This window comes from Azonexus sp., from assembly GCF_036170495.1.
Classification (GTDB): domain Bacteria; phylum Pseudomonadota; class Gammaproteobacteria; order Burkholderiales; family Rhodocyclaceae; genus Azonexus.
The window spans coordinates 1-9,446 of the sequence record NZ_JAVHPH010000415.1 but is presented as its reverse complement, the minus strand read 5'-3'; the positions used below and the strand labels follow the sequence as shown (position 1 = coordinate 9,446).

The window sequence follows — 9,446 nt, the reverse complement described above, 5'->3', positions numbered from 1 at the left end:
TGTGGCTGCCGGCGATGCCGGTGTACACGTTGGTCACCTTGCAGTCGGCCATCAGTTCGACTTCCTGGACGACGCGGCTGATGGTGTGCACGGTGTCCTCGATGTTCACCACGACGCCCTTCTTGAGGCCGCGCGAATCCTGCGAGCCCATGCCGATGACGTTGAGATGGCCTTCCTGGTTGATTTCGGCGACCAGCGCGACGATCTTCGACGTCCCGATGTCCAGCCCCACCACCAGATCCTTGTTGTCCCTGCTCATAGTCTTACTTTCCCTTCCCCTCGCCCGCTATGCGCATGGCGAAACCATTCGGATACCGCAAATCCACGACGGCCGGCCGGACCGCCCGTTTGGCGACCGTTTCCGGATAAATCTCGATGAACCGCTGCAGGCGCACACCGACCGGCGCTTTCGGCTGCTCCCGGCCAATATCCACCAGCAAGCCGTTTTCCAACTTGAGTTGCCAGGCCAGACGCGGCGACAACGTCACCTGGACGGGCTTCTCGCCGACCGTTCCGAACGCGCCGACAAACTCGCCGTAATGTTTCAAAACGTCCTGCGCCGTTCCATTCGGACCGAACAGCAAGGGCAAACCGTTCGCCTCGCTCTCCGCCAGCCCAGCGGCAAACACTTCGCCGTAGCTGTTGACCAACTCGCCGTGCCCCTCGCCCCAGCGGGCGACCGGCTTGTGCTCCTCGATCCCGATTTCCAGACGGTCCGGCCATCGACGACGAACCTCCACCTTGCGCACCCAAGGCAGTTTCTCGAGCGAGCCGCGCACCAGCTCCAGATTCAGGCTGAAGAAATTGCCTTTCAACGCCCCCGGCAAGACCTGCTCCACCTCGCCGCGCCGGGTGTGCGGCAGTGGCTCGGCAAACACCACGTGGCGCACCGGCAGCGACGGCACGCGCACCAGCCAGACCGCGCCGGCGGCCAGCAACGCCGCCGCGGCGACCAGCATGAGCAGGTCGGCGATGGCGTTCAGCAGGTGCGGTTTGTTCCACATTCATTGGCTCAGTCGTTGGTAGCGAGTTCGAGGACACGGCGGACCAGCGTTGGGTAATCCATGCCGTTGACGCGGGCGGCCATCGGCACCAGCGAATGGTCGGTCATGCCCGGCGCGGTGTTCACTTCGAGGAAGTAATGCTTGCCCTCCTCGTCCATCAGGAAATCGACCCGGCCCCAGCCCCGGCCGCCGAGGACGCGGAAGGCTTCGAGTGCGCCCTTGCGGATTTCCATCTCCTTGGCTTCCGGCAGGCCGCACGGGCACAGGTAGCGGGTGTCGTCACGGTTGTACTTGGCCTCGTAGTCGTACCACTCGGTGGCCGGCTCGATCTTGATGATCGGCATGGCTTCGTCGCCGATGATGCCAACCGTGTATTCGCCGCCCATGACGCCCTTTTCGGCGATGACCAGCGGGTCGTGTTTGGCGGCTTCCGCGTAGGCGGCCTGCAGGGTGCCGCGTTGCTTGACCTTGGTGACGCCGATCGACGAGCCTTCGCGGGCCGGCTTGACGAAGAGCGGCAGGCCGAGCTGTTCCTCGACTTCGGTGAAATCGGAATCGGCGGTGAGCAGCGCGTATTCGGGAATGGCCAGGCCCGCCGCCTGCCACATCAGCTTGGTGCGGAACTTGTCCATGGCCAGCGCCGAGGCGAGCACGCCGGAGCCGGTGTAGGGAATGTGCATGACTTCCAGGGCGCCCTGGATCGTGCCGTCCTCGCCGTGCCGGCCGTGCAGCGCGATGAAGGCGCGGTCGTAGCCTTTCAGCGCGTCGAGCGGCTGAGTCGCCGGGTCGAAGGCGTGGGCGTCGATGCCCTGGCCCTGCAGCGCGGCCAGGACGCGCGAACCGCTGCTCAACGAAACTTCACGCTCGGCGGAGGTTCCGCCAAAGAGGACGGCGACTTTGCCGAATTCAGACATGCTTTGCTCCAGACTGCATTTCAATTTTGGGCATTTTTTTGGGTTGACCGTGGAAGTTCATACCTGACCTGCCACTTTCCCGGGAACGGCGCCAATCGAGCCGGCGCCCATGCACAACACCACGTCGCCATCGCGGGCGACATCCATGATCGTTTGCGGCATCGCCGCGATGTCTTCGACGAAAACCGGCTCGACCTTGCCGCCGACACGCAGGGCACGGGCCAGCGAACGGCCGTCGGCAGCGACGATCGGCGCCTCGCCGGCGGCGTAGATTTCGGCCAGACACAGGGCATCGACCGTGGACAGCACCTTGACGAAGTCCTCGAAGCAGTCACGCGTCCGCGTGTAGCGGTGCGGCTGGAAGGCGAGCACGAGGCGGCGACCCGGGAAGGCGCCACGGGCAGCAGCGAGCGTCGCGGCCATTTCGACCGGGTGATGGCCGTAGTCGTCGACCAGCGTGAAGGAACCGCCGGCCGGCAAGGCCACTTCGCCGTAACGCTGGAAGCGCCGGCCGACGCCCTTGAACTCGGCCAGCGCCTTGACGATGGCCGCATCGGCGACCTGCACCTCGGTTGCCACGGCGATCGCGGCCAGCGCATTGAGCACGTTATGCAGGCCCGGCGTGTTGAGCGTAATCGACAGCCGCGAAGTCGAGCCATTGACGCGCACACAGTCGAAGCGCATCCGGCCATCCTCGGCGACGATGTTCTCGGCGTAAAAGTTGTTTTCCGGCGACAGGCCGTAGGTGATGATCTGCTTCGGCACGCGCGGCAGGATGTCGCGGACATTGGCGTCGTCGCCGCAGACCACGGCAACGCCGTAAAACGGCAGACGGTTGAGGAAATCGACGAAGGCCGACTTCAGGCGCTCGAAATCGTGGCCGTAGGTTTCCATGTGGTCGGCGTCAATATTGGTGACCACCGAAATGACCGGCGACAGGAAGAGGAAGGAGGCGTCCGACTCGTCGGCCTCGGCCACGAGGAAATCGCCGCTGCCGAGCCGGGCGTTGGCGCCGGCGGCGTTGAGCCGGCCGCCGATGACGAAGGTCGGGTCGATGCCGCCTTCGGCCAGGATGCTGGTGACCAGGCTGGTCGTCGTCGTCTTGCCGTGCGTGCCGGCGATGGCGATGCCGCTCTTCAGGCGCATCAGCTCGGCCAGCATCTGGGCGCGCGGGACGACCGGGATTTTCTTTTCGCGGGCGGCGACGACTTCCGGATTGTCGGCCTTGACCGCCGTCGAAGTGACGACGGCATCGGCGCCGGCGATGTTTTCGGCAGCGTGGCCGAGCATGACTTTGATGCCCTCGCCTTCAAGACGACGCGTCGTGGCGCTCGCCGCCAGATCGGAGCCGCTCACCGTGTAGTCGAGGTGAACCAGCACTTCGGCAATGCCGCTCATGCCCGAACCGCCGACACCGACGAAGTGGATGTGTTTGACTTTATGTTTCATTTATTTCGCGCTCTCTGCACAAATAGTCGCCACTTCTTCGGTGGCCTCGGGCTTGGCCAGGCTGCGGGCCTTTTCGGCCATTTCCAGCAGTTGACCGCGGGAATAGTTGCGGATCAGCGCAATCGACTCCGCCGTCAGCTCGTTTTGCGGCAGCAGGAAGGCGCCGCCGGCATTGACCAGGAACCGGGCATTGCCGGCCTGGTGGTCATCGACCGCATGCGGGAAGGGCACCAGGATGCTGGCCACGCCGGTAGCCGCCAGCTCGGCTACGGTCAACGCCCCGGAACGGCAAATAACCAGATCGGCCCATTCGTAGGCGCCGGCCATGTCTTCGATGAAGGAAACGCAATGGGCCTGGACGCCGACCGCGGCGTAATTGGCCTTGAGCGCCTCGATATGCTTTTCGCCGGCCTGATGGACGATTTGCGGCTGCTCGCTCTCCGCCAGCAGGGCCATGCCCTTGGGCACCATTTCGTTGAGCGCCTGGGCACCGAGGCTGCCGCCGATGACCAGCACGCGCAAAGCGCCGGTGTGTTCGGCAAAACGCTCGGCCGGCGGGGCGATTTTGGCGATTTCCGGGCGCACCGGATTGCCGGCCCAGATGCCCTTGTTCAGCACATTCGGGAAGCCGGTCACGATGCAATCGGCCACACCGGCCAGGACGCGGTTGGCCAGCCCGGCGACGGAATTTTGTTCATGAACGACCAGCGGCTTGCCGAGCAGCACGGCCATCATGCCCCCCGGGAAGGTGATGTAACCGCCCATGCCGAGCACGACATTCGGCTGAATCTGACGAATGGCCTTGAACGCCTGCCAAAAACCCTTGAGCAGATTGAGCGGCAGCAGCAGCTTGCGCAGGATGCCCTTGCCGCGCAGCGCGGCAAATTTCAGATTAACCATCTCGAAGCCGTGCTGCGGCACCAGACGGGCTTCCATGCCCTCCGGATTGCCCAGCCAGACAACCCGCCAGCCGGCATCGCGCATTGAGTGAGCGACGGCCAGCGCCGGGAAGATGTGGCCACCGGTGCCGCCGGCCATGATCATGATGGTTTTGCTCATAGCTTGCCCCCGCGCATCAATTGGCGATTTTCCCAATCCACCCGAAGGAGGATGGCGAGTGCCACGCAGTTGGCCAACACGCCCGAACCGCCGAAGCTCATGAGCGGCAGGGTCAGGCCCTTGGTCGGCAGCAGGCCCATGTTGACGCCCATGTTGATGAAGGACTGGACGCCGAACCAGATGCCCATGCCCATGGCGACAAGCGCCGGGTAGAGGCGGTCGAGCTGGACGCATTGGCGGCCGATGGCGAAGGCGCGCTGCACGAGCAGGGCAAATAAGGCGATGATCGCCACGACGCCGACCAAGCCGAGCTCTTCGGCGATCACGGCGAGCAGGAAGTCGGTGTGTGCTTCCGGCAGGTAGAACAGTTTTTCGACGCTGGCGCCGAGGCCGACACCGAACAATTCGCCGCGCCCGAAGGCAATCAGCGAATGCGACAACTGGTAGCCCCGGCCATAGGCATCGGCCCACGGGTCCATGAAGCCGAACACCCGGTCGCGCCGGTAGGGCGAGACGATGATCATGATCGCGAAGGCGATGAGCAGACCGACGATGAGCAGCGCGAACAAGCGCGCCTTGAGGCCACCAAGGAAGAGGATGCCCATGGCGATCGAGATGATGACGACGAGGGCGCCGAAGTCCGGCTCCTTCAAGAGCAGCATGCCGACGATGGCCATGGCGCCGAACATCGGCAGGAAGGCCTGCTTGAGGTCGTGCATGACGTTGATCTTGCGCACCGTGTAGTCGGCGGCGTAGAGCACGGCGAACAGTTTCATGAGTTCGGACGGCTGCAGGTTGGCGAAGCCGAGCGACAGCCAGCGGCGGGCGCCATTGACGTCGCGGCCGACGCCGGGGATCAGCACGAGGGCGAGCAGGGCAACGCCGATCATGAACAGATAGGGCGCGTTCTTCTGCCAGAGCGACAGCGGCACCTGGAAAGTGACGGCGGCAGCGACCAGGCCGATGCACAGGAAGACGCCGTGGCGGACCAGGTAGTAGGCCGGCTGGTGGCCGGTGAAACGACCGCCTTCGGCGATGGCAATCGAGGCCGAATAGACCATGACCAGCCCGGCGAAGAGCAGGATCAGCACGCTCCACAACAAAGCGTAGTCGATCTCGGCGACTTGCCGGCGCGGCGAATCGAGGGCGCCGAGCATCATGCTTGCAACCCCTTTACCGCGTCGATGAAGGCTTGGGCGCGGTGGCCGTAATTCTTGTACATGTCGAGGCTGGCGCAAGCCGGCGAGAGCATGACGCAATCGCCAGCTTGCGCGTAACCGGCCAGCCAGCGGACAGCTGCTTCCATGTCGCCAAGAATGCGGGTCGGCACGCCGCTGCCTTCGAGCGCCATGCCGATGGCGGCGGCATCGCGGCCGATCAGCGCGACGGCGCGGCCGTGTTTTTCGAGGGCGGGCTTCAACGGCGAAAAGTCCTGGCCCTTGCCATCGCCGCCCAGGACGATGGCGACCTTGCGGCCCATGCCTTCGATAGCGGCGAGCGTAGCGCCGACGTTGGTGCCCTTGGAGTCATCGACGTAGAGCACGCCGCCGATTTCGGCGACGGTTTCGACGCGATGCGGAAGGCCGGAGAAAGACTTGAGCGGATCGATCAGGCCAGCCGGCGCAACGCCGATGGCTTCGCACAGGGCCAGCGCAGCCATGGCGTTGGCGGCGTTATGCAGGCCAGAGAGCTTGAGGTCGGCCAAGGCGACGAGCATTTCCTTGCCGCGCCAGATGGCGCCGTTGGCAAAGCCATAATCGACGCCACGCGGTGCGGCATTCAGGCCGAAAGTCACCATCGTCCGGCCGCAACGGCCGTTGGCCATCGACCAGTCGTCGTCACGGTTCAGCACCATGACGCCCTTGCCCAGAAAAACGCGCGACTTGGCGGCGGCGTAGTTGGCCAGACTGCCTTCGTAGCGGTCGAGGTGATCTTCCGAGACGTTGAGGACGGTGGCCGCTTCGGCGTTCAGGTGGTGTGTCGTTTCGAGCTGGAAGCTGGACAGTTCGACGACCCAGACTTGCGGCAAATTGCCGGCATCCTGCGCGTCCATCAACGCATCGAGGGCCGACGGCGAGATGTTGCCGCAGGCGATAGCCGATACGCCGGCGCCGTTGAGCAGATGTGCGGTCAGCGCGGTCGTGGTGGTCTTGCCGTTGCTGCCGGTGATGGCGATGATCTTCGAACCCGGCACCTGCTCGCGCACACCGGCGGCGAACAATTCGATTTCTGACACTATTTTCCGGTCGACCGTGGCAATCACCGGGGTGGCCTTCGGAACGCCCGGCGACAGCGCGACGAGGTCAGCAGCGGAAAACAGCGCCTCGGCAAACGGCCCGGCGATCAGTTCGGCGCCCGGTGCAACGCGTTGCAAGGCCTCGACGTTCGGCGGGTTGTCACGCGAATCGGCGACGCGGACCAACGCGCCCTGGCGATGCAGCCATTTGGCCATCGCCAGTCCGGACTCACCGAGCCCGACAACCAGAACGCGTTTGCCGCGAAGTTCCATGTTCTAGCGCAACTTCAACGAAGACAGCCCGACCAGCACGAGCATGATGGTGATGATCCAGAAGCGGACGACGACCTGCGTCTCCTTCCAGCCCGATTGTTCGAAATGGTGATGCAGCGGCGCCATGCGCAGGATGCGGCGGCCCTCGCCGAATTTTTTCTTGGTGTATTTGAAGTAGCCGACCTGCAACATGACTGACAGCGTTTCGACGACGAAGACGCCGCCCATGATGAGCAGCACGATTTCCTGACGCAGGATGACGGCGACGGTACCGAGCGCCGCGCCGAGCGACAGCGCGCCAACGTCGCCCATGAAGACTTCGGCCGGATAGGCGTTGAACCACAAAAAGCCGAGCCCGGCCCCGGCGATGGCGCCGAGCAGGATGCACAGCTCGCCCGCCCCCGGCACGTAGGGAATGAGCAGGTACTTGGAAAGCCCGGCGTGGCCGGTGACGTAGGCGAAGATGGCGAAGGCGCCGGCGATCATGACGGTCGGCATGATGGCGAGGCCATCGAGGCCGTCAGTCAAATTCACCGCGTTGCTGGTGCCGACGATGACGAAGTAGGTCAGCGTGATGAAGCCGATGATGCCAAGCGGGTAGGCGATGGTTTTGAAGAAGGGCACAATCAGTTCGGTCTGCGCGCCGGACTTGGCCGAGTAGGCGAGGAACAGCGCGGCGCCGAGGCCGAGCACGGATTGCCACAGATACTTCCAGCCGGCCGACAGGCCCTTCGGGTCGCGATAAACGACCTTCTTCCAGTCGTCGTACCAGCCGACGATGCCGAAGCCCAGCGTAACGACGAGCACGGTCCACACGTACTTGTTGCTCAGATCGCCCCAGAGCAAGGTCGTGACGCCGATCGAGATCAGGATCAGGACGCCGCCCATGGTCGGCGTTCCCGATTTGACGAGGTGGGTTTGCGGCCCGTCGTTGCGCACGGCCTGGCCGATCTTCTTGGCGGCCAGCCAGCGGATGACACCCGGCCCGGCGGCAAACGAGATAAGCAGCGCGGTCATCGCCGCCAGCACGGTACGCAGCGTGATGTAGTTGAAGACGTTGAAGAAGCGAACGTCCTGGGCGAGCCATTGGGCAAGAGCCAGCAGCATCAGTTTTTCTCCTCGGCGGTTGCCGGTGCAGCGAGCGCGTCGACCACGCGTTCCATTTTCATAAAGCGCGAGCCCTTGACCAGCACCGTGGTTTCCGGGCCCAACTCCTTGTCGACCGCCGCAATCAGCTTGTCGATGTTGCAGTAATGGCGGGCGCCTTCGCCAAAGTTGCGGACGGCCAGTTGCGAGGCATCGCCCAGCGCGAACAGGCGGTCGATGCCCTGGCTCTTGGCGTAGCCGCCGATTTCGTCGTGATACTGGCCGCTGGCCTCGCCGATTTCGCCCATGTCGCCGAGCACGAAGAGCTTGCGACCGATAGTGGCGGCAAGGACGTCGATGCCGGCGCGGACCGAATCCGGATTGGCGTTGTAGGTGTCGTCGAGAATTTCGGCGCCCTTGTTGCCGGCCCGGCGCTGCAGGCGGCCCTTGACGCCGCTAAAGGCCTCCAGCCCTGCGGCCACGGCGGCCATCGGCACCCCGGCAGCCAGACAGGCAGCGGCTGCGGCGACGGCGTTGCGGGCGTTGTGACGGCCGGGGATGTGCAGCGTGATCGCCGCTTCGCCTTCGGCGGCAGTCAGTTCGATGCCGATTTCGAGGCCGTGCTGGCGGACAGCAGCGTGCACATCGGCAGCGTGGTCGATGCCGAAAGTACGCACGGTGTGCTGGCCGGCCATGCCGCGCCAGACATCGGCATAGCTGTCGTCAGCATTGATCACGGCGACGCCATTCGGCTGCAGGCCGGCAAAGATGCTGCCCTTTTCGCGCGCCACTTCGTCCATGTCGCCCATGCCTTCGAGGTGGGCGCGCTGGGCGTTGGTGACGAGGGCCACGGTCGGCGCGCCAATCGGCGCCAGGTAGGCGATTTCACCGGGATGGTTCATGCCCATCTCGATGACCGCGGCGCGGTGCGACAGGCGCAGGCCAAGCAGGGTGAGCGGCAGGCCGATGTCGTTGTTGAGATTGCCACGCGTGGACAGCACGGCCGCGCCATAGGCCGCCTTGAGAATCGACGCAACCATTTCCTTGGTCGTCGTCTTGCCGTTCGAACCGGTCACGGCGATCACCGGCAAGGTGAACTGGGCGCGCCAGGCGGCGGCGAAACGGCCGAGGGCGAGGCGGGTGTCATCGACAACAACGGCCGATACGCCCGCCGGCACCTTGCTTTTAGCGGAGACCAGGAGCGCGACGGCACCTGCCGCCACGGCCTGGTCGAGAAAATCATGGGCGTCAAAACGGTCGCCGCTCAGGGCGATGAATAGCTGGTCATCGGCGACGGTACGGGTATCGGTCGACACCCCGGTGACCTCGACGTCGCGGCCGATCAGACGGCCATGGGTCGCCTCGGCGACTTGTGAGAGCAGCCACTTCATGCCGCTACCTCCTTCGATTGAGGACGGCGCAAGG

The 9,446-nt window shown here is 64.6% G+C and carries 8 protein-coding genes and 1 pseudogene; all 9 read right to left on the bottom strand.

Annotated elements, in window-relative coordinates; all coding sequences use genetic code 11:
* Positions 1–259: pseudogene (locus tag ADADOO_RS15270) on the bottom strand (cell division protein FtsA); the annotation flags it as partial.
* 4 nt (positions 260–263) lie between these two features.
* The gene (locus tag ADADOO_RS15265) at positions 264–1,004 is read right to left on the bottom strand and encodes a cell division protein FtsQ/DivIB (protein ID WP_511278358.1); all 741 of its coding nucleotides are present in this window, start codon (positions 1,002–1,004) and stop codon (positions 264–266) included.
* 8 nt (positions 1,005–1,012) lie between these two features.
* Complete coding sequence (locus ADADOO_RS15260; RefSeq protein ID WP_511278357.1) at positions 1,013–1,918, bottom strand: D-alanine--D-alanine ligase; 906 nt, start codon at positions 1,916–1,918, stop codon at positions 1,013–1,015.
* A 57-nt stretch (positions 1,919–1,975) separates the two neighbouring features.
* Positions 1,976–3,367 (bottom strand): UDP-N-acetylmuramate--L-alanine ligase, encoded by a 1,392-nt coding sequence (gene murC, locus ADADOO_RS15255; protein ID WP_511278356.1) that lies wholly within the window; start codon positions 3,365–3,367, stop codon positions 1,976–1,978.
* Positions 3,368–4,426, bottom strand: a complete 1,059-nt coding sequence (gene murG, locus ADADOO_RS15250) for an undecaprenyldiphospho-muramoylpentapeptide beta-N-acetylglucosaminyltransferase (protein WP_511278355.1) — start codon at positions 4,424–4,426, stop codon at positions 3,368–3,370.
* Positions 4,423–5,586 carry a putative lipid II flippase FtsW gene (ftsW, locus tag ADADOO_RS15245; RefSeq protein ID WP_511278354.1) on the bottom strand — a complete coding sequence of 388 codons (1,164 nt, stop codon included), beginning with the start codon at positions 5,584–5,586 and terminating at the stop codon, positions 4,423–4,425. Before ftsW ends, murG begins: the two co-directional genes overlap by 4 nt.
* On the bottom strand, positions 5,583–6,935 hold the full coding sequence (gene murD, locus ADADOO_RS15240; protein WP_511278353.1) for a UDP-N-acetylmuramoyl-L-alanine--D-glutamate ligase: 1,353 nt from the start codon (positions 6,933–6,935) through the stop codon (positions 5,583–5,585). The genes ftsW and murD overlap by 4 nt, the downstream gene beginning before the upstream one ends.
* Positions 6,936–6,938: 3 nt before the next feature.
* Positions 6,939–8,042, bottom strand: coding sequence for a phospho-N-acetylmuramoyl-pentapeptide-transferase (mraY, locus tag ADADOO_RS15235; RefSeq protein ID WP_511278352.1), 1,104 nt, complete (start codon positions 8,040–8,042; stop codon positions 6,939–6,941).
* Complete coding sequence (locus ADADOO_RS15230) at positions 8,042–9,412, bottom strand: UDP-N-acetylmuramoyl-tripeptide--D-alanyl-D-alanine ligase (RefSeq protein WP_511278351.1); 1,371 nt, start codon at positions 9,410–9,412, stop codon at positions 8,042–8,044. Before ADADOO_RS15230 ends, mraY begins: the two co-directional genes overlap by 1 nt.
* Between the last annotated feature and the right edge of the window lie 34 nt (positions 9,413–9,446).

What these genes read in the sequence shown, in the direction of transcription:
- ADADOO_RS15265 (WP_511278358.1), bottom strand. Translation starts at nt 1,004, where the DNA reads ATGTGGAACAAACCGCACCTGCTGAACGCCATCGCCGACCTGCTCATG.
- ADADOO_RS15260 (WP_511278357.1), bottom strand. Translation starts at nt 1,918, where the DNA reads ATGTCTGAATTCGGCAAAGTCGCCGTCCTCTTTGGCGGAACCTCCGCC.
- murC (WP_511278356.1), bottom strand. Translation starts at nt 3,367, where the DNA reads ATGAAACATAAAGTCAAACACATCCACTTCGTCGGTGTCGGCGGTTCG.
- murG (WP_511278355.1), bottom strand. Translation starts at nt 4,426, where the DNA reads ATGAGCAAAACCATCATGATCATGGCCGGCGGCACCGGTGGCCACATC.
- ftsW (WP_511278354.1), bottom strand. Translation starts at nt 5,586, where the DNA reads ATGATGCTCGGCGCCCTCGATTCGCCGCGCCGGCAAGTCGCCGAGATC.
- murD (WP_511278353.1), bottom strand. Translation starts at nt 6,935, where the DNA reads ATGGAACTTCGCGGCAAACGCGTTCTGGTTGTCGGGCTCGGTGAGTCC.
- mraY (WP_511278352.1), bottom strand. Translation starts at nt 8,042, where the DNA reads ATGCTGCTGGCTCTTGCCCAATGGCTCGCCCAGGACGTTCGCTTCTTC.
- ADADOO_RS15230 (WP_511278351.1), bottom strand. Translation starts at nt 9,412, where the DNA reads ATGAAGTGGCTGCTCTCACAAGTCGCCGAGGCGACCCATGGCCGTCTG.